The sequence below is a fragment of the Corynebacterium sp. HMSC08D02 genome (assembly GCF_001807505.1).
GTDB classification, from domain to species: Bacteria; Actinomycetota; Actinomycetes; order Mycobacteriales; family Mycobacteriaceae; genus Corynebacterium; species Corynebacterium pseudogenitalium.
In genome coordinates, this window is record NZ_KV789249.1 from 52,520 (window position 1) to 71,079 (window position 18,560).

Consider the following 18,560-nt stretch of genomic DNA (forward strand, 5'->3'; position numbering starts at 1 on the left):
GGTGTCATTCGTTGGTCACGGATGGGTTTATTCGGGTGGTCAAGCCTGGGCCTGTGTTGTATTTCCGGTTTGTAAGTGGTGAGCAGTGGGTGTGTGAGCCTGGTCGGGTGGGGTATCGCGATGATGCTGCCGAGATTGAGTTGGATGGGTGGGGTGTGGATTCGTTTGCGGATGAAGCCGCACCGACGTGGGATTGGGACACACCCAAGGTTTAAGCATGCCTCAGCAGACTACAAGCCTCAGCCCACAGCGCCTCGAACTCCTCTACCGCAATGGCTGTCGCAGAAATGCCCTCGAACTGTGCGTACAGGTCTGGGTGCGGAACGATAGACATCGGCTCATTCGCCTGACCAATCACTTTGCCGTCGGTATAAATGCCAGTAATGGTCTCGCTCGGGTCCAGCTCGATCATCCGAACCATCGTACATTCGCGAGGGTTCAGCTCCTCAAGTTCGGCAATATTGAGAAGCTCTCCCCCAAGATCTGGAGCGCTGTAATGAATCCGGACGTAATGTTTCACGTGAAACTATTCCTTCGAAGCTGTGGTTTGGGCAAGGCGCGAGACGTACGCGGAGCACGTCATCAACTGAATCAGATGGTAGACCATCAACGGCACAATCAGCACACCGAGTTGACCGCCGCCAAAGATAACCGACGCCATCGGCAGCCCCGCCGCCAAAGACTTCTGCGTCCCGCACATCTGGATGGCTACCGTGTCCGCCCTCGAGAACCTCAAGGCCTCCGGGACAACCCGCGTCACCCACAGCATGACGCAAACCAGAACCAGAGCGAACGCAGAGAGGAAGACCAACTCGAGCGCAGAAACATTCGACCACACGCCAGAAACAACACCGGCTGAGAACGCCGAGTACACGACCATCCAAATGGACCCGCGGTCAACAAGCTTGGTAGCTTTCCGCGCAGCGAAGCCAGCAACACCAGGCACCACTGCCCGAGCGACCTGACCCAGCACGAAAGGAAGGAGCAACTGTAATGCAACATTCCGGAACACGGATGCATCGATATGAATGCCACTGTCGGCACCCATCAGGACCATAACGAGGGCGGGCGTCGCTACGACACCAACTATCGACGACAGGCTCGCCGCCACCACCGCCCCCGGCACATTGCCACGCGCGATGCCTGTCAGTGCAACCGAGGACTGGACAGTCGACGGCACCAGGCAAAGATAGAGGATCCCCTGGTATACCGAGTCGGAAATGAACGCGGTTGTGGGGCGCATGGCCAGGCCGATCAAAGGATACGCGATGAACGTAAAGGCGAGGATGATCGAATGCAGGCGCCAATTCGTCAAACCTTGCAGCGCCTCGCGGGTGGAAAGACGCGCACCATAGAGGAAAAACAGCAGACCGATTGCAAGTTTGACAGCAATGGAAAAGCCCTCGGCAAACGAGCCTCGGGCGGGCGCAATGAACGCGAGTACCGCGGCGAGGATGATGCCGAGGAGCAAGGGGTCAATACGGCGAAGAAAACCTGGCATGCACACATGATAGCCACGCAGGCCACGCCAGGCAGGCCGAGAAAGCAGCAGTTTTACATCGACGCGTTCAGCGTCTCACCCTCTTCTGTCAGCTGCGCTGGGGTCAGTGGATTCTGCGTTGGCCCGGAGACTGCGGAGCCGTCGATAATGCTGAAGACGGAGCCGTGGCCGGTGCAGCGAACAGTGTCCCCATCGACCTTGGTGATCTTCTGGCCCTGATGCGGGCAGGTTTGGGAGTAGGCGACGTACTCGCCGGCGGTCGGTTGGGCGATGATGAAGCCGTCGAGGATGACGGCGCTGCCGACGGGTACTTGGGTTTTGGCTACCTCGGCGGTTGGTTCAGATCCGCAGGCGGCGAGGAACGCGCCGGCGAAGGTGGTGGCGGTGCCGAGGAGGAACATGCGTCGTGAACAAGTCATGCCCTGATAGTAGCCTGTTTCATTGCCGTGACGTAGGAGGACAGCTCGGCGGTCAGCGCGTCGATGTCCGTAATGCGCGCGGGGTTCGGGTGCGAGTGTTCGGTGTATCTGGCCACGATGTTCGCGATCGCGGAGCCGGTGATTGCGCCTACTGCCCCGGCTGCGATTGCGTCCGCGACGTGCTGCGGTGTGGAGATCCCGAACCCGAGCAGCACCGGGGCGCCGCCGTATGCTTGCACGTTGTCCACTACCTCGCGAAGTCCGTCGACGGAGGCTTCCTTGTCGGCGCCGGTCACGCCGTCACGGGAGATGGCGTAAATGTAGCCGCGGGATTGCGCGGCGACGCCCTCCAAAGTCTGCGGGCTGGCTTTGGCAGGGGCGATGTAGATCGGGTCGACACCCGCGGCAAGAGCAGCTTCGCTGAACGGCGCCGATTCGCGCACAGGAACGTCCGGGAGTAGCACGCTGTCCGCGCCGGCCTCTCGGAACGCCTCGTAGAACGAGGAAAGACCGCGCACGTAGGCGACGTTGGCGTAGATCAGCATGCCGATCGGCAGCTCGGGGTATCGCTCGCGGATCGTCCGAACTTGTGCCAGTGCCTTATCGACGGTCGCTCCGCCATCGAGTGCCCGCACGTGTGCCGCCTGGATGGCGGGGCCGTCGGCGACGGGGTCGGAGAACGGGACGCCGAGTTCGAGAGCATCGGCTCCGGCGGTGACGGCGGCGTCGATGATTTGGAGGGCGTCGTCGGGGGTTGGGTCGGAAAGCATGATGAATGGGACGAAGGCCCCCTCTCCCCTCTCCTGTAGGGAGGCGAAGAGTCTTTCGTAACGTGACGTAGTAGGGGTGGACATGTTAGTTGGTCTCCTTTCGTACATTTTCAACCCATTCCGGGTGTTCGGCGAGTGTTCTACGGACGTGAGCGACGTCCTTGTCGCCGCGGCCCGAAAGGGAAACGAGGATTGTGAGGAGCTCCGCGTCAGCCGGGTGGGAAGCCGCGCGTTGCAGCGCGTACGCCAACGCATGCGAGGACTCGAGCGCCGGGATGATGCCCTCGTGCCGTGACAGCAACTGGAACGCACGCAGGGCGGATTCGTCGGTGACGGGAACGTACTTCGCTCGGCCCGTCTTGGCAAGGTGTGCGTGCTCGGGTCCGACCGCGGGGTAGTCCAGGCCGGCGGATATTGAGTAAGACTCAGCAACTTGGCCGTCGGTGTCACGCATCAGGTAGGAGCGCGTGCCGTGCAGAATGCCGACGGTCCCGGCAGCAATGGCAGCGCCATGCTTGCCGACGCCCACGCCCTCTCCCCCGGGTTCGACGCCGACGAGTTCGACGCCCTCCTCGTCGATAAACTCGGCGAACATCCCGATAGCGTTGGATCCGCCACCGACGCAGGCGCAGACGACGTCCGGCAGTTCACCGGTACGCTCAAGCATCTGTGCTTTCGCCTCGGCGGAGATCACGCGGTGGAACTCCTTGACGATCTTGGGGAACGGGTGCGGCCCCGCCGCGGTGCCGAGCAGGTAGTGGGACTCGTGGAAGGTGGCGGTCCAGTCGCGTAGTGCTTCGTTGACGGCGTCTTTCAGGGTGCCGGCGCCTGAGTCGACGCCCACTACCTCAGCACCCATCAGCCGCATGCGGTAAACGTTTGGCTTCTGCCGCGCCATGTCGGTCTTGCCCATGTAGATGACGCAATCCAAACCCAGTAAAGCGCAGGCGAGCGCGGTGGCGGTGCCGTGCTGGCCGGCGCCGGTTTCGGCAATGATCCGCGTCTTCCCCATCTTCTTCGCTAGCAGCGCCTGCCCGATGACCTGGTTCGTCTTGTGTGCGCCGCCGTGCACGAGGTCCTCGCGCTTGAGGAAGATGCGCGCGTTCGCGCCGTTGAGGGGCAGGTTGCGGCATTCGGTAAGCGGGGTCGGTCTGCCGAGGTAGTCGCGCAGCAGCGCGCGGTATTCGGCCATGAAGCTCTCGTCGGCGAGGGCGTCGACAAACGCTCGCTCGAGTTGGTCAAGCGCCGGCAGGAGGGATTCGGGGACGAATTGCCCGCCGAATTCGCCGTAGTATGCGGGCAGGATGGTGCTGCCACCGTGGGTGTAATCAGTCATTTTCTGTCCTTGGGTAGTGGTAGTTGCCGATGATCTCGAAGGCCCGCCGCAGCGCGCCCGCGTCCTTACGCCCGGCCTGAGCAGGGTATTCGACGCCCGAGTTGAGGTCTACGCCGGAGCAGCCGACGGCGAGCGCGTCCGCAAGGTTGTCGGGGTGCAGCCCGCCGGCGAGGAGCGAGTCGCCGCGCACCTCGTCCGGGATGTCGGCCCAGCGGAAGGTCTCGCCGGAGCCGCCGTCGCGCGCGTCGAGCACCAGCTTGTCGACGCCCCCTCGGATCCCCAGCGCAACCTCCACGCCAGCCCCTGTAGTCATGGAGACCGCCCTCCAGAGCTCGACGCCCTCCCCTATCTCCGCCCGCACCCGGTCCACCAGCGAGCGCTCGGCCTCGAGCGATCCCTGATACGGCGCGTGCACCTGCACGGCGTGGATGCCGGGCTGGATCAGTTCGCCGTACCCGGACGTGCGGCGGGAAACCGCGACGTACCGCAGCCCCGGCTCGTGTGCGATGATGTCCGCCGATGTTTCACGTGAAACATTGCGCGGACTCGACTCCTCGAAGATGAGCCCGCCGTACACGGCGCCCGCCGCCTTGGCGGCCTGCGCGGCGCTCCACGACGTCAGCCCGCACACCTTGTTTGGCCCGTACACCAGTTTCCGGGCGGCCAGGTCGATGTCCGGCTGGCCGGTCAGCTGCGACCCGACCAGGAACCCGTCCGAGTGCCCGCCGAGCTGACGCACAGTCTCCACGGACTGGATGCCGGACTCCGACACCACCGCCGCTTCGGCAGGAGCGAGTCGCGCCAACCGGGCGGAGCGCGTTAGGTCAATCGACAGGTCGTGGAGGTTCCGGTGGTTCACGCCGAAGATCCGCGCGCCGAGTCGACCAGCCCGCACGGCCTCCTCCTCGCTAATCACTTCGGTGAGCACGTCCATCCCGAGGGACTCGGCGCGGCCGGAGAGGTAGGCGTAGCTGGCGTCGTCAAGAATCGAGAGCATGAGCAGGATAGCGTCGGCGCCGAAGTAGCGCGCGGCGTAGACCTGGACCTCGTCGATGATGAAGTCCTTGCAGAGTACGGGCAGGTGCGTGCTCGAGGCGACCGTGGCCAGGTGGTCGTAGTCGCCGCCGAAGCGGGAGGGCTCGCACAGCACGGAGATGCCGGCGGCGTAGCGCGAGTACACCGAGGCGATTTGGCCGGGCTTGTAGTCGGCGCGGATCAGGCCGAGGGACGGCGAGGAGGACTTGCATTCCATGATGAAGCTGGTGCCCTTGCGCTTCAGGTTGTCGTAGAGCGAGCGCTCCGAGCGCGGGAGTGCAGCGACATCAACGTGGGCAAGACGCTCGCGGATCGCTGCCAAATCGCCACGTCGGCTTGCCACGATCTCCTCGAGCACGGTGGGTAATTGCTTAGGCACTGTAATCAGCCTCCTCGTGTCGTTGCAACCATGCTTGCACGGTGCCGTCGGCAAGCAGGTTGAGGGCGTGGGTGACGCCGTCGGCGATGGTTGGCGCTGTGCCGTTGAGGTAGAACATGGCACCCGCACCGGCGGCGACGGCCGAGCGGTGCGCCTCCGGCCCCTCCCCCGCGAACGTCGCGCGGATGGCGGCTGCGTTCTCCGCGCCGTCGCCGCCGCGTAAGTCCTCGAGCGAGCAGCGCTTGAGGCCGAGTTCCTCCGGCGTAAGCACGTATTCAGTGATGGAACCGTCCCGGCCCAGCTCCCAGACCTGCGACTCGCCGTGCACCGCCAGCTCGTCGGTGCCCGCGCCGTGGACGACGAGCGCACGCCCGCGCCCGAGCTCGCGCATCGTCTCAGCGATGACGCGCCCCTGCGCCGGGTTGGCGATGCCCATGATCTGGTACTCCGGCCGCGCCGGTGAGAGCAGCGGCCCCATCGTGTTAAACAGCGTGGACACGCCGAGCGCCTTGCGCACCGGCTGCACGTGCGCGATGGTCGGGTTGTACGCCGGCGCGAAGAGGAACGTGAAGTTGGAGGACTCGAACTGCCGCACCGCGCGCGAGGGGTCGAGGTCGAGTGGGATGTTCAGGGCCTCGAGGACGTCGGCGGAACCGGACTTGGAGGACACGGACCGGTTGCCGCATTTCACCATCGGCACCCCGCCCGCGGCCGCCACCAACGATGCCGCGGTGGTGATGTTGATGGTGTTTGCGCCGTCGCCGCCGGTGCCGGCGGTGTCCATCAGCCCCTCCCCCGTCACCGGGAACGGTCGGCCCGCGGCGAGGAACGCGCGAGCCGCGCCGGCGATGTCGGCGAAGGTTTCGCCGCGTGTGCGGATCGTGGCCAGGAGTGCTGCGATGTGGACGTCGTCGTAGTCGCCGACGGTGAGCGGGGTGAATGCCTCGATGGCTTCCTCGAGTGTCGGCTCCCGGTTGTCCAGGAAGCGCTTGAGGATGGTGAGGGATCGTTCGGTTGCCATGGTTAGTTTCCTTTCTTCAGCTTGTCGACGCACCGGCGCAGCATCGTTGGGCCTGCGGGTGTGAGGATCGATTCGGGGTGGAACTGCAGCCCGATGGACATGCCGTCGTCGGTTGCGCCGGCCATGACGATGTCCCCGGTGCGTGCCAAAGCGTGCATCCCTGCAGGCATTTCCGTAGCCCCGAGCGAGTGGTAACGTGCTACGGGCACGTCGCGCCTGAGCTGGCTGGTCATGCCGTCGAAGAGCCCGCACGCAAGCCCTTCCGAGGTCAGCCTCATGGTGTCCGAGACTCCGTGGACGGGCCCGCAGGGCTGGACGGTGCCGCCGAAGTGTTTCACAAGGGCCTGGTAGCCGAGGCAGATGCCGAGCATCGGCACGCTGCCCTGTGCCCGGCGGATCAGTTCGGGCATGCAGCCGGCGTCGCCGGGGTACCCGGGCCCGGGTGAAAGCACGATCAGTGAAGGATCCAGCGCCAGTATTGAGTCCGCATCAACGGTGTTGCGGAAGACTACTGACTCATACTCAGCAAGCGCGTCCACCAAATTGTAAACGAACGAGTCCTGGTTATCCAGCAGCACAATCATTTGATGACCTCCAGTTCTGCGCCAGCGGCCAGCGCGATCGCGTTGAGTACCGCGTACGCCTTGTGCAGCGTCTCGTCGGCTTCGGACTGCGGGTTGGAGTCGCGCACGACTCCAGCGCCTGCCTGCACGATCGCCTTCCCGCCGGTGACGTACGCAGAACGGATCACGATGCAGGTGTCAAAGTCGCCGTTGCTGTCCAGGTAGCCGACTGCTCCGCCGTAAGACCCGCGCCGCGCGCCCTCGAGCGAGCGGATGAGCGAGGTCGCGCGCAGCTTCGGCGCCCCGGTGAGCGTGCCCATGTTCATGCACGCCCGGTACGCGTCGAGCGCGTCGAGGTCCCCAGCCAGCCGCGCGGTGACCCGGGACACGAGGTGCATGACGCGCGAATACCGGTCTACCTGCAGCAACTCGGCAACTCGCCGCGTGCCGGGCTCCGCAACGCGGGCGACGTCGTTGCGCGCGAGGTCCACGAGCATGGTGTGCTCGGCGACTTCTTTGGCGTCGGTGCGCAGCTGCAGCTCCATCCGCGTGTCCAGCTCGTGGTCGACCGTCCCGTCCTCGGCGAGCCCGCGCGGCCGCGTCCCCGCGATCGGGTACAGCTGCACCTCGCGGTCGGCGTTGGTGTACTTCAGGTTGGACTCGGGCGAGGCGCCGAACAGCTCGAAAGAGTCACCATGCTTATCGACGCCCCTTTGGTAAAACATGTACGGCGAAGGATTAGTCGCGCGCAGTTGGAGGTACGCGGCGAACGCGTCCGGGCAGTCGGCGATGAAGCTGCGGGCGGGCACGACTTGGTAGATGTCCCCGTTGTAGATGTGCTCCTTGAGTCGCTCCACGTCGGCGCAGAACGTGGCATCGGGGATGTCGGCGCGAGCAACCAGGGTGCCGCCGGCCTCCTCCGAGGAACGTAATGGTGTGGGCGAAGCGGCGTCGATACGCTCGGCGAGCGCGTCAATCCCAACTCCGCTGAGCGTCGCGGTCTGTGATTGGTGATCGATGCGCAGGAGCACTTCGGCGAGGACGAACTGGTAGTCGGGGTAGGTGTTGGCGCCGTCGGCGACGGCCGGGAGCTCCTCGAAGGTTTCGAGGTAGTCGTAGGCGAACCCGCCGGCGAGGAACCCGAAGCGGCTGAGCGCGCGCAGTACCTCGACGGTGGAGGTGGCGGTGAGGCGCTCGCGCTCGTCCGCAACAACAGCAGCGGCAACAGGCGGAAACGCGTAGACGTTCTCTCCAACGTGGTACTCCCCCAGCTGCTCCCGCAGTTGATCAGCCACCGTGCGCCCGAAGGGGGTCAGTGGCTCGACGTGTACATGGCTGCCCGAGCAGGTGACGCGCACCGCGGCCCGCAGCACCGCGACTGATTGGATGCCGGAGCGGGTGGTGATGTCGGCGGATTCAAGCAGGACGGTGTCCCGGGTCGTGGTGCCGCCGAGGTGCGCGAAGAGGCTGGCGGCGTCCGCGTGGTACTTCACGCGGCGGGTGTTGTGTGTGCTCATGGTCGTCCTTCGTGTGTTGGTACACCGAGGGCGTGTGAGCCAAAGCAAACGGCCCGCGGTGCTTGTGGTTACAAGCCGGCGGGCCGTTGTTGGGACTCTAGAAGGTACTAGAAGTGGCGGCTCGCCGTGTTCGGGAGCCACCACCAGTTCTTCTGAGTCGTGAAAGTCATAGGTGTAAAGGTAGCGGAGAGATCGGGCGCTGTGCGCAGAACCGCCAAAGGCGCAGCGTAGACCGTGAATATAAAGCTCCTACTGCTGCTCGTCCGCCTTCCCGGCGGCCTTGCGTAGCGCGCCGAGGTCCACGGCGGGCTCGTCTGAGGAGTCTGAGTCTGAGGCGTCCAGGGCGGCGTCGACAAGCGCGGCGGCGCGGGCCCCGAAGTTGCCGCCGACGGAGATGCTCACGAACCCGGCGACGACCGCCACGGCGACGAGAATCCACATCCACCCGTATGCAATAAATGCAAAGGCGGCGCCGATGGCGAAGGCGACTGCGGCGAGCACCCAGAAGGGGCCGGTGACGCGGTGTGCTTGGCGCCATGTGGACTCGTGCTTGCGAACTTCCGGGACACGCAGCCCGATCACGCCGTTGCCGGGCAGCTTCCCGGCGGTCGCGAGGACGCCTAGTATGAGAAGTGCCACAGTGAATACTATAAGGAGTATCCCAATGATAGTATTTATGGAACTTGTGTCAGAAAATGGCCCATTAGGGCTCTGTGCAAGCAACATACCGTATAGCATAACCATCACAGGTTTTTCGCCTGTGGATCTGTCCATCGCCTCGTATTAAAGGTGCAACAATGAAATCGAAAGTGTTGAGCTCGCTGCTCTTCTGGATTGTCGTGGCGATCGTCGCCGGCTTTCTGTGCAGTTTTTTCTTTCCTGACTGGCTCGCGCGCGTCTTCGTGACGTTCAATGGCCTGTTCTCGAACTTCCTGGGATTCTTCGTCCCAATCCTCATCTTCTCCCTGATCGCCCCCGCGATTGCGGGCCTGGGCAAGGGCGCGGGTAAGTGGTTGGGTATCACGGCCGGGGTCGCCTACGGATCCACGATCATTTCCGGCCTGATTGCCTGGGGTGTGGCTTCAGCACTCTACCCAACGTTGCTGGCTGGTACGCAGCTGCGTACAGATATCGACGACCCCTCCGAGGGCGGCCTGTCGCCGTTCTTCGAGGTGGAGATGCCTGCACCGTTTGAGGTGATGTCGGCGCTGCTGCTCGCGTTCGTGATTGGTATCGCGATGACCACGGTGAAGTCCCGCACGATGCACGAGGTGCTCAACGAGCTGCGTGACGTGATCATGAAGGTGGTTCAGAGCTTCGTCATTCCGCTGCTGCCGTTGTTCATTTTCGGTACGTTCCTGAACCTGGCTATGAACGAGAACTTCGGTTCGACGATGGCCGCGTTCGGCGTGGTGTTGCTGCTCTCGGTCGGCATGACGATCGTGATCGTGCTGGGCCAGTACCTGATCGCTGGTGCTGTGGCGGGTCAGAACCCGTTCACGGCGCTGAAGAACATGCTGCCGGCGTACTTCACGGCGCTGGGTACGTCGTCCTCCGCGGCGACGATTCCGGTCACCTACCAGTCCACCCTGAAGAACAAGGTGGACGAGAACGTGGCGGGCTTCATCGTGCCGCTGTGCGCGACGATTCACCTGTCTGGTTCGATGATGAAGATTACGCTCTACGCCCTGGCGATTGTGTTCATGGCGCAGCTGCCGATCACCGGTGGCGCGGTCGTCGGCTTCGTGCTGCTGCTCGGCATCATGATGATTGCTGCGCCGGGCGTGCCTGGTGGCGCGATCATGGCCGCGGTTGGCCTGCTGCAGGCGAACCTGGGCTTCGACGAGTCGATGATCTCCCTGATGATCGCCGCTTACATTGTGGTTGACTCCTTCGGTACCGCGGCGAACGTGACCGGTGACGGCGCGATCGCGATGATTGTGAACCGTTTCGCGAAGGGCAAGATCGTCACGCAGGATATGGAACGCGCCAAGGAAGTCACTAGTCGCTAGCGAGCCCCCGCCCGAGCGGTGCCGCGACGAGCAGCTGCACAAGAAACAGCGTGAGCGCCGGCACCAAAAAGAAGTAGGCGGGGATCCACACGGCAACTGAGGTCCACAGCGGCAGGGATGCCGCCGCCCCGATGCACAGGAGTGCGCCGAGGGTGCGTGGCAGTTGCTGGAACGTGAGGATCACGGAGCGCCCCAGGGTTTCGCCCAGGGGCGCTTTTTGCTGCTCTTCTGAGGTCGCCTGGAGGTCCAGCTGCGCCTGGAGCGCGAAGAACCACACGCTGATGCCGGCGATGATGAGGATGCCGGACAGGGTGAGCCCTTGCGTGAGGTTGAGGAGGTGGCCGTCGATACCCGCCTGGAAGATGACCCACTGTTGGTAGATGACGCCGAGGGCGATGGCGACGAGGACCCCCCACCACTGCGTGGAAGCGCCGCCGAATTTGCCGCCGCCGTAGCGGAACTCGCGGAGGTAGTGCAGCCCGTAGCGGGAGCCGCGGCCTTCGACCATGTATCCGGTGACGACGTTCGCGGCGCGGATCGCCATGCCGCCCGTCACGATGGGCAGGCTAGACAGCACGAAAAGCATGTTGACAATGACAATGTCCGCCATCAAGGTGAAGGCGGACATAAATCGGGAATCGGGATTGAAAAGGCTCACGCCAGAATGTTATCCCTTCACGGCGCCAGCTGCGACACCTTCCACGATGTGCTTCTGGGAAGACATGTAGAAGATGATGATCGGGACGATGGCGAGCACGAGCATTGCCATCATTGCGCCCATGTCGCGGTTGCCCTGGGATCCAACGAACTGCTGGATGACCACTGGGATGGTGCGGTATGGGGTGGACAGGCCGATGACGAGGTATGGCAGCAGGTAGTCGTTCCAGACCCACATTGCGTTGAGGATGGCGACGGTCACTGCGGTTGGCTTGAGCATCGGGAGGACGACGCGGAAGAACGTTTGCAGTGGGCTGCAGCCGTCGATGGTTGCTGCTTCTTCAATCTCGAGTGGGATTGACTTGACGAAGCCGGCGAACATGAAGACGGACAGGCCTGCACCGAAGCCGGTGTAGAGCACCACCATGCCGAGCGGGTTGGCCAGGCCGAGGCGGTCGGCGATGGTGACGGTTGGGAACATCACCATCTGGAACGGGATGACCATGGAGAACACGAACAGGTAGTACAGCGTGGACGTCCACCACGTTTTCACGCGGGTGATGTAGTAGGCCGTCATTGAGGAGAAGAAGACGATGGAGGCGACGGAGAGGATCGTGATGGTAAATGACCACACGATGGCCCACGCGAAACCTTCACCTTGGACGCCGGTGATGTAGTTTTCGAATCCGGCCCACATGTCGCCGAGTGGGATGGCGAATGGGTTGTTGGAGATCGCGAACTTCTGCTTGAAGGAGTTCAGGAAGATGAACACGATTGGTCCGAGGAAGACCACGGTGAGGAATACCAGCACCGCGTAGATGAGTACTTTGGCTGGGCCGCTGACGCTCGCCTCGGAGGCGGTGACGGGTGCCTTTGTTTTGGTTGCCATGGGTTATGCCTCCACTTCCTTGCTGCGTGTTGCGCGCAGCTGGAACATTGCGATGACGACGACCACTACGACGAAGATGACGGCCTTCGCTTGGCCGACGCCCTCGACGTTGTTGCGCAGGAACATCGTGTTGACGATGTTCAGAGCGACCATTTCGGTGGATCCGCCTGGGGCACCGTTGGTGAGCGCGAGGTTCTGGTCGAAGAGTTTGAAGGTATTGGACAGGGTCAGGAAGAGGCAGATGGTGATGGACGGCATGATCATTGGGATGGTCACGTGGCGGAGCATTTCCCACTTGGAGACGCCGTCGAGTTCTGCTGCTTCGATGAGCTCTGGTGGCACGTTCTGCAGGCCGGCGATGTAGATGATCATCATGTAGCCGACGAGCTGCCAGTTAATGAGGATGACCAGGCCGAGGTAGCCGTACTTCCAGTCGGAGACGATCGTGGTGCCGTATTGGGCGAGCACGGCGTTGATCATGGACTGCCATGTGTAGCCGAGGACGATGCCGCCGATGAGGTTCGGCATGAAGAATACGGTACGGAAGAAGTTGGTGCCTTTGAGTTTCCGTGTCAGTGTCCAAGCGATTGCAAACGCGAAGACGTTGACGGTGATGATGGAAACGATGGAAACGAGGGCGGTGAATCCGAACGCTCGGACGAAGCCTTCTCGTGCTTGGAACGCTTGGACGTAGTTGTCGACTCCTACCCAGGTTGCGTCGGTGATGGTGTGGAAGCTGGTGAATGACAGCAGGAAACCAATGACGAATGGGGCAAGGAAGGCGATCAAGAACGCAAGCAGCGTCGGCAGTACGAAGATTGGGAAATATTTCTTCAGTGATTGCTGCATTTGTGGTGCCTATCTGGGGAATAAAAAGCGCGGAGTGCGCTGTTCGCACACCCCGCGCTCTGGTTTACAACATGTTCAGTGCTTAGTTGGAGCCCTTTTCGGCCTTCCAGTCCTCGCTGAACTTAGCGACGACGTCAGCCCACTCCATGTTGCCGGATGCGTACTGGGCGAGGTTGCCGCCGAAGTCATCCTTGAACTGCTGGGATGGGAAGAACTGGAAGTCCCATGGCAGGGTGGTCAGCTCGGTGTTGGAGATTGCCTCCTGCACCTGGCGTGCCAGTGGGTCTGCCGGGACGTCGGTCTCCGTGTAGTTCTTGAACGGCGCGATGAAGCCGAGGTCCTCGATGACGTGCTTCTTGCCTGCCTCGGAGGTGAACAGCCAGTTCAGGAAGTCCTTGGTGGCCTGCTGGTCCTCTTCTGGAGCCTTGGCGTTGATGGCGAGGTAGTTCTCGGTGCCGACGTTGATGCCGGTCTTCTCCTCATCTGGGAGGCCCATGTACATCGGGAGGAACTTGATCTTGTCTTCCTTCACGACGTTGCCGTTCACGTCGGCGATCTGCGACCATGCCCAGTTACCGTTCTGGACGAAGGCTGCCTGGCCGAGTGCGAACTCTGCCATGGAGTCGGAGACTGCCTTGGACGGTGCCAGGGTCGGCGCGACGGTGGAGTTGTTCAGGTACAGGTCAAAGAGGTTCTTGAACTCCTTGTTGTACTTGAAGGTGACGTCCTCTGCGTCGGTGGTGCCGAGGTCCTCGAACTCGAAGTGCATCGGGCCGTTGGCCAGGTGCGTCTGCCAGCGCCAGTCCTCACCGCTGGTGAGGGAGGTGGAGGCGAAGGTGCCGTCGATGCCGAGCTCGTCCTTCTTTGCCTGCATGTCTTCGGCGAGCTTCTTCAGAGATTCGAAGTTCTTGACTTCGTCCATGGAAGCGACTGCCGGGTTTGGCAGTGCGAAGTACTTGTCGGTGATTTCCTCGTTGTAGATGATGCCGAAGCCTTCAACCGCGAACGGGATGCCTCGGACGGTGCCGTCTTCCGCGGTGAGCGGGGTGACGTCCTCGTTGAGGTCCTGTGCGAGGGAGAAGTCGGAGAGGTCTGCGGTGTAGTCCTTCCAGGTCTTGAAGCCGGTTGGGCCGTTCATCTGGAAGAGCGTCGGAGCGTCGGACTTGCCGACCTCGGTGCGCAGCGTCTGCTCGTAGTTACCGGAGGCCGCGGTGACGACCTTGACTGGGACGCCGGTTTCCGCGGTGTACTCTTCGGCGATTGCTTGGTAGGTCGCGTCCTGTTCAGGCTTAAAGTTGAGGAAGTAGACGTTCGGACCTGCGGTGTCACTCCCGCCACCGCAGGCGACGAGGGCGGACGCTGCCAGTGCTGCGACAGCGGTTGAGGCAAAAGCTCGCGTGAATTTCTTCATGGGCCATCCTTCATGTGTAGCCGTGCTCCTTGCCAGCGTTACCCGATGCGGTTCACGGCGCGTTTTAAGGTACTACCTCAGCATAGTGACCTTCTGTGAAGCACGGCAAACATTATGGCCCCAGTCACATCTCCGGGGGTAATTTATAGACGATTGCTTCGTCCGGATGCCCCGGCAGGACATGATCGAAATAGGACTGCGCCGCCTCGGCCAAGGTGACGTAGCGCTGGTCGTTTTGGCTCATGAACCAGCGGTGATCCAGGATTTCGTGGAAAATCTGGGCGGGTTCGAGCTTCTCTCGCAGCTGCGGCGGGATGAGTTCCACGATGGGTTCGTAGTTCTTTACCATCCAGCGGTGCGCGACGGCTTCGAGGGGGAGTTTGCCGCCGTAGCGCACGGCGCGGTACACCTCCATCTCGCCGAGGAGGCGCTGCGCCTGCCGGTCCTGCACCTCCAGCCCGGTGAGCCGCAGCAGTTTTTTCTGGTAGAACCCTGTGGAGAAGACGGCGGGTTCGATGATCACCCGGTAGGTGTCTTCCCCGTCGTGTTCGATCTCGACTTCGCCGACGTCGAAGCCCAGCTCATTAATCTTTGCGACGCGCCCAGCGATCGCCCCGAACGCGTCACCTTCGACGATGAGCTCCCCTGTCATCAGGTCCCACAGTTCGTTGTAGGTGGAGGCGATGTCGTTGCCAAGGGTGATGACGTCGACGTCCTCGCTGAGGTAGCCGCCTGCCTGCAGGTCCATCATCTCGCCAATGATGTTGACGCGGGCGACGTCGACGTCGTAGAGGCGTCGTCCGTCGGAGATTGGGTCGTGGAATTCGCCGGTTTCGGCGTCGACGAGGTAGGCGGAGAACTGGTCGGCGTCGCGCCGGAACAGGGTGTTGGACAGGGAGACGTCGCCCCAGTAGAAGTGCAGCAGGTGCAGGCGCACCAGCAGCACCGCGAGGGCGCGCACCAGCTTGTTGATGGTGTCGACGGTGATGTCGCGGGAGAACACGTCGCGGTACGGGAGTGAGAACCGCAGGTGCTCCGTGACCAGGCAGGGGGTGAGTTCCTCGCCGTTTTCGTCGACGCGGTGCGTGATGACGGCCACGGGGACGACGCAGGGGGCGTCGAGCTCTTGAAGCCTCCGGAGCATGTTGTACTCGTGGTAGGCGACTTCCCCGCCGATTTCCTTGACTGCGAAAACTAGCCCGTCAGCTTCGATGAGGCGCACCGTGTGTCGCGAAATGCCGCGGGGCAGCGCCGCGAGGAGGTCGGAGGACCAGTCCTCGAGTGGCTGCGCCCACGGCATTTTCAGCAACGTCGGTGCGTAGACGGGCGAGACAACGCTGAGTTTCTCGCGCAATGTGTGTCCTTAGATCCGCTGGCCAGTTGCCTTGCTGAATACGTGGAGTCCGCCGTCGACGATCTGGACGTGGACTACGTCGCCCTTCATCACGCCGGACAGTGGCGCGGTGCGCACCACGATCTGGCCGGAGGTTTCCTCCTCGAGGCCCTCTTCCTTCCAGCCGCCGCCTGCGAGGTGGCCGTACAGGTAGGAGTCGGAGCCGAGCTCCTCCACGAAGTCGATCTCGACCGGGATGGAGTGCTTCGCGGTCTCGTCGACGACCTGCAGGGACTCCGGGCGGAAGCCGAGGATGACCTGGCCGTCGTCTTCCACGGTGAGGTGGGAGATGTGCTCGTCGGAAAGTGGGATGGAGGCGCGGCCGAGCTTGGCCACCTTCTCGGTCAGGTCGACTTCGAAGGTAGACAGGTTCATGGCTGGGGAGCCGATGAAGCCTGCGACGAAGACGTTGTTCGGGTGATCGTAGAGCTCACGCGGGGTGCCTACCTGCTGCAGGACGCCGAAGTTCAGGACGGCGATGCGGTCGCCCATGGTGAGGGCTTCCGTCTGGTCGTGGGTGACGTACAGGGTGGTGACGCCCATGCGACGCTGCAGGTTCGCGATCTGGGTACGGGTCTGCACACGCAGTTTCGCGTCCAGGTTGGACAGGGGCTCGTCCATAAGGAAGACCTGTGGCTTGCGCACGATGGCGCGGCCCATTGCCACGCGCTGGCGCTGGCCACCGGAGAGAGCCTTCGGCTTGCGGTCGAGGTACTGGGTCAGGTCGAGCGTCTTGGCTGCCTCTTCCACTCGCTTGTTGATCTCGGCCTTGTCCATGCCGGCGATCTTCAGCGCGAAGCCCATGTTCTCACGCACGGTCATGTGCGGGTACAGGGCGTAGTTCTGGAAGACCATCGCGATGTCGCGGTCCTTCGGGCTGACGTGGGTGACGTCGCGGTCGCCGATGCGGATGTGGCCTTCGTTGGTGTCCTCGAGACCGGCGAGCATGCGCAGCGCGGTCGACTTACCGGAGCCGGACGGGCCGACGAGGACGAGGAACTCCCCGTCCGCGATTTCAAGGTTGAGCTTGTCGACACTCGGCGTGGTCGCACCCGGGTAGATGCGCGTTGCGTTGTCGTAAGTTACTGATGCCATGTGGTCCTCCATCGGCAGGTACGTGCCGAACGTTCCGTAGTGGGGATAAGGTACTCCCTTAACCTACCATCTGGAATCACAAGGCCATACTCGCTATGTCGCGAGTCACACTCCCGCTACCCCCGTTACATCCTCCCCCCGTACGGGGCTGAGCTGCGTGACGTGTCCCCGTTTTTCAAACTTTTTTCTATTTGGAATACCCCAAGGTCAGCGCGAAATTAAGAGAAAGTTAAGAAACCTTCGTTGTCCCCTGTCTTTAAAGTTTAGGCCGATTTTCTTACGGGTATTCCCTTTTTCGCAGCTGGTTCCGTATAGTCCCAAGTAGAGAAATTCGAAGCAGAGACCCGGCACCTAGAACACGAGGTGCCGGGTTTTTCTTTGCCTTCTTAGAATTTTTTTAAGCCGCCGGGCCCTCGCCGTCCAGGATCCGCTGCGCGTCCTCGGTGCTCAGCTCGTATCCGTAGAACGTTGAGTAGAATTGTTGCGTCTCAGCAACCAGGTCGACGTCCTCAAACTTCTCCGGGTGGAACAGCTTCGCTGCCCACAGCAGCTGCAGCGCTTCCTCCGCCGAGTAGCGGCCCCAGTTCGACGTCCCCACCGGGTTCTTCACCACGTTGCCCTGCTTCACCGCAGGCACGTTCGCCAGTGCAGGATCATTCACCAGCTTATCGACGCCCAGCTGCGCCTCCATACCGCCCACGATGATGAAGTCCGGAGCGGCGTCGACAATGTCGTGCGGGGTGACGGTCGTGACGTCCACAACCTCCTCCACCACGTTGCGAGCCCCCGTCGCTGCAATCCACTCCCCAACCAGCGAGTCCGGCCCGTCCGCCTGCGTGACGTCCTCCCCGCCAACGATGTGCAGCACCTTTGGCTTCTTCTCCCCCGGCATGCCGCCCAGGCGGTCCGCGACCATCTTCAGGTTGCGCTCCATGTAGGTCACGTACTCGGTCGCCTTCTGGTCGGCCTCCTCGGTGCCCAGCGCGTTCGCCGTAATGCGCACGGACTTCATCAGCTGCTCAAAGTCATCAAAGTCGACCCTCGCCGCCGGGATCCCCTGCGCCTGCGCAGCCTCTACCTGTTCCTTCGAGGAGGTCAGGAGCATTTCGGGGTTGATCTCTTTCAGCTCTTCCACGTTGAGCCGAGTTCCCGACGCCGGCGTCGGCAGCTCAGTCACGTGCGGGTAGATCTTCGTCAGCCACGGCAGCTGCTTCGCTTCCTCAGTGGTGGCCACCAGGGTGTCCCCGCCACCAAGCATCAGCACGAACTGGTTATTCACGTCCCACGTGTCCGCCAACCGGGTCACCTGCTTCGGCACCCGCACGTCCGTGCCGTCGATGTCCGTGAGCAGGCGGGTCGTCTCCTCCTGCGTTGTTTGGGTCGTTGACTCTGCTGCGTTTTCGGCTGCATTGTCGGATGAGTTTTCGGCGGTGCACCCGGTGACCAGCAGTGTTGCGGTCAACAACGTTGCTGCTACGGCGTGGTGACGCATAGGAAAGGACTCCTTCTTCAAGGTTGCGATTACGCCAGCAGTGTACCCACCGACACCCCCATGCCCGAACCCGCCCCTCCCCGCGCACCACATTCCCTCACGCAGTCTCAACGACCTGGTCTTTTATCGACGCCACTTCCAAAAATCCCGGGATTTGGTGTCGTATCTCGGCGTGCCAGTGCCAAAAGACGCAACCGATAACATCTAGCACATTTATGACC

The 18,560-nt window shown here is 62.5% G+C and carries 19 protein-coding genes; 2 read left to right on the forward strand and 17 right to left on the reverse strand.

The window, feature by feature from the left end; all coding sequences use genetic code 11:
• The coding region (locus HMPREF3170_RS11840) for a hypothetical protein (protein WP_210385504.1) at positions 1-215 on the forward strand (215 nt) is incomplete at its 5' end.
• On the opposite strand, the gene HMPREF3170_RS06515 is transcribed toward HMPREF3170_RS11840, so the two are convergent.
• The 10 genes from HMPREF3170_RS06515 to HMPREF3170_RS06560 form a co-directional block, all read right to left on the reverse strand.
• Positions 212-520, reverse strand: a complete 309-nt coding sequence (locus tag HMPREF3170_RS06515) for a hypothetical protein (RefSeq protein ID WP_070478611.1) — start codon at positions 518-520, stop codon at positions 212-214. The two genes, HMPREF3170_RS11840 and HMPREF3170_RS06515, sit on opposite strands and share 4 nt — an antisense overlap.
• Positions 521-526: 6 nt before the next feature.
• Complete coding sequence (locus HMPREF3170_RS06520) at positions 527-1,501, reverse strand: bile acid:sodium symporter family protein (protein WP_070478612.1); 975 nt, start codon at positions 1,499-1,501, stop codon at positions 527-529.
• A gap of 53 nt (positions 1,502-1,554) precedes the next feature.
• A complete protein-coding gene (locus HMPREF3170_RS06525) occupies positions 1,555-1,902 on the reverse strand; it encodes a Rieske (2Fe-2S) protein (protein ID WP_070478614.1) in 348 nt (115 codons plus the stop codon).
• 14 nt (positions 1,903-1,916) lie between these two features.
• Positions 1,917-2,774, reverse strand: a complete 858-nt coding sequence (trpA, locus tag HMPREF3170_RS06530; RefSeq protein WP_070478616.1) for a tryptophan synthase subunit alpha — start codon at positions 2,772-2,774, stop codon at positions 1,917-1,919.
• 1 nt (position 2,775) lies between these two features.
• Positions 2,776-4,026 carry a tryptophan synthase subunit beta gene (gene trpB / locus HMPREF3170_RS06535; protein ID WP_070478618.1) on the reverse strand — a complete coding sequence of 417 codons (1,251 nt, stop codon included), beginning with the start codon at positions 4,024-4,026 and terminating at the stop codon, positions 2,776-2,778.
• Positions 4,019-5,440, reverse strand: a complete 1,422-nt coding sequence (gene trpCF / locus HMPREF3170_RS06540; RefSeq protein WP_070478619.1) for a bifunctional indole-3-glycerol-phosphate synthase TrpC/phosphoribosylanthranilate isomerase TrpF — start codon at positions 5,438-5,440, stop codon at positions 4,019-4,021. Before trpCF ends, trpB begins: the two co-directional genes overlap by 8 nt.
• A complete protein-coding gene (trpD, locus tag HMPREF3170_RS06545; protein WP_070478622.1) occupies positions 5,433-6,461 on the reverse strand; it encodes an anthranilate phosphoribosyltransferase in 1,029 nt (342 codons plus the stop codon). Before trpD ends, trpCF begins: the two co-directional genes overlap by 8 nt.
• A 2-nt stretch (positions 6,462-6,463) precedes the next feature.
• The gene (locus HMPREF3170_RS06550) at positions 6,464-7,045 is read right to left on the reverse strand and encodes a glutamine amidotransferase-related protein (protein WP_070478624.1); all 582 of its coding nucleotides are present in this window, start codon (positions 7,043-7,045) and stop codon (positions 6,464-6,466) included.
• Positions 7,042-8,541 carry an anthranilate synthase component 1 gene (locus tag HMPREF3170_RS06555; protein WP_070478626.1) on the reverse strand — a complete coding sequence of 500 codons (1,500 nt, stop codon included), beginning with the start codon at positions 8,539-8,541 and terminating at the stop codon, positions 7,042-7,044. The genes HMPREF3170_RS06550 and HMPREF3170_RS06555 overlap by 4 nt, the downstream gene beginning before the upstream one ends.
• Positions 8,542-8,790: 249 nt before the next feature.
• A complete protein-coding gene (locus HMPREF3170_RS06560; protein WP_246814933.1) occupies positions 8,791-9,180 on the reverse strand; it encodes an SdpI family protein in 390 nt (129 codons plus the stop codon).
• A 158-nt stretch (positions 9,181-9,338) separates the two neighbouring features.
• Here HMPREF3170_RS06560 and HMPREF3170_RS06565 point away from each other — a divergent pair, with 158 nt between their 5' ends.
• Positions 9,339-10,553: a dicarboxylate/amino acid:cation symporter gene (locus HMPREF3170_RS06565; protein ID WP_070478628.1), complete on the forward strand. Its 1,215-nt coding sequence runs from the start codon at positions 9,339-9,341 to the stop codon at positions 10,551-10,553.
• Here HMPREF3170_RS06565 and HMPREF3170_RS06570 read toward each other — a convergent pair.
• The 7 genes from HMPREF3170_RS06570 to HMPREF3170_RS06600 form a co-directional block, all read right to left on the reverse strand.
• On the reverse strand, positions 10,543-11,211 hold the full coding sequence (locus HMPREF3170_RS06570) for a MusI family membrane protein (protein WP_141742231.1): 669 nt from the start codon (positions 11,209-11,211) through the stop codon (positions 10,543-10,545). The two genes, HMPREF3170_RS06565 and HMPREF3170_RS06570, sit on opposite strands and share 11 nt — an antisense overlap.
• Positions 11,212-11,220: 9 nt before the next feature.
• On the reverse strand, positions 11,221-12,099 hold the full coding sequence (locus HMPREF3170_RS06575; protein ID WP_070478632.1) for a carbohydrate ABC transporter permease: 879 nt from the start codon (positions 12,097-12,099) through the stop codon (positions 11,221-11,223).
• 3 nt (positions 12,100-12,102) lie between these two features.
• Positions 12,103-12,948 (reverse strand): carbohydrate ABC transporter permease, encoded by an 846-nt coding sequence (locus tag HMPREF3170_RS06580; protein WP_070478633.1) that lies wholly within the window; start codon positions 12,946-12,948, stop codon positions 12,103-12,105.
• Positions 12,949-13,030: 82 nt separating this feature from the next.
• Positions 13,031-14,359 (reverse strand): ABC transporter substrate-binding protein, encoded by a 1,329-nt coding sequence (locus HMPREF3170_RS06585; RefSeq protein WP_070478635.1) that lies wholly within the window; start codon positions 14,357-14,359, stop codon positions 13,031-13,033.
• Positions 14,360-14,483: 124 nt separating this feature from the next.
• Complete coding sequence (locus tag HMPREF3170_RS06590; protein ID WP_070478637.1) at positions 14,484-15,713, reverse strand: DUF4032 domain-containing protein; 1,230 nt, start codon at positions 15,711-15,713, stop codon at positions 14,484-14,486.
• A 9-nt stretch (positions 15,714-15,722) separates the two neighbouring features.
• On the reverse strand, positions 15,723-16,847 hold the full coding sequence (locus HMPREF3170_RS06595) for an ABC transporter ATP-binding protein (protein ID WP_070478638.1): 1,125 nt from the start codon (positions 16,845-16,847) through the stop codon (positions 15,723-15,725).
• Positions 16,848-17,244: 397 nt separating this feature from the next.
• Positions 17,245-18,339: an ABC transporter substrate-binding protein gene (locus HMPREF3170_RS06600; RefSeq protein ID WP_070478641.1), complete on the reverse strand. Its 1,095-nt coding sequence runs from the start codon at positions 18,337-18,339 to the stop codon at positions 17,245-17,247.
• Positions 18,340-18,560 lie beyond the last annotated feature (221 nt).

What these genes read in the sequence shown, in the direction of transcription:
- HMPREF3170_RS06520 (WP_070478612.1), bottom strand. Translation starts at nt 1,501, where the DNA reads ATGCCAGGTTTTCTTCGCCGTATTGACCCCTTGCTCCTCGGCATCATC.
- HMPREF3170_RS06525 (WP_070478614.1), bottom strand. Translation starts at nt 1,902, where the DNA reads ATGTTCCTCCTCGGCACCGCCACCACCTTCGCCGGCGCGTTCCTCGCC.
- trpA (WP_070478616.1), bottom strand. Translation starts at nt 2,774, where the DNA reads ATGTCCACCCCTACTACGTCACGTTACGAAAGACTCTTCGCCTCCCTA.
- trpB (WP_070478618.1), bottom strand. Translation starts at nt 4,026, where the DNA reads ATGACTGATTACACCCACGGTGGCAGCACCATCCTGCCCGCATACTAC.
- trpD (WP_070478622.1), bottom strand. Translation starts at nt 6,461, where the DNA reads ATGGCAACCGAACGATCCCTCACCATCCTCAAGCGCTTCCTGGACAAC.
- HMPREF3170_RS06550 (WP_070478624.1), bottom strand. Translation starts at nt 7,045, where the DNA reads ATGATTGTGCTGCTGGATAACCAGGACTCGTTCGTTTACAATTTGGTG.
- HMPREF3170_RS06555 (WP_070478626.1), bottom strand. Translation starts at nt 8,541, where the DNA reads ATGAGCACACACAACACCCGCCGCGTGAAGTACCACGCGGACGCCGCC.
- HMPREF3170_RS06565 (WP_070478628.1), top strand. Translation starts at nt 9,339, where the DNA reads ATGAAATCGAAAGTGTTGAGCTCGCTGCTCTTCTGGATTGTCGTGGCG.
- HMPREF3170_RS06575 (WP_070478632.1), bottom strand. Translation starts at nt 12,099, where the DNA reads ATGGCAACCAAAACAAAGGCACCCGTCACCGCCTCCGAGGCGAGCGTC.
- HMPREF3170_RS06580 (WP_070478633.1), bottom strand. Translation starts at nt 12,948, where the DNA reads ATGCAGCAATCACTGAAGAAATATTTCCCAATCTTCGTACTGCCGACG.
- HMPREF3170_RS06585 (WP_070478635.1), bottom strand. Translation starts at nt 14,359, where the DNA reads ATGAAGAAATTCACGCGAGCTTTTGCCTCAACCGCTGTCGCAGCACTG.
- HMPREF3170_RS06595 (WP_070478638.1), bottom strand. Translation starts at nt 16,847, where the DNA reads ATGGCATCAGTAACTTACGACAACGCAACGCGCATCTACCCGGGTGCG.
- HMPREF3170_RS06600 (WP_070478641.1), bottom strand. Translation starts at nt 18,339, where the DNA reads ATGCGTCACCACGCCGTAGCAGCAACGTTGTTGACCGCAACACTGCTG.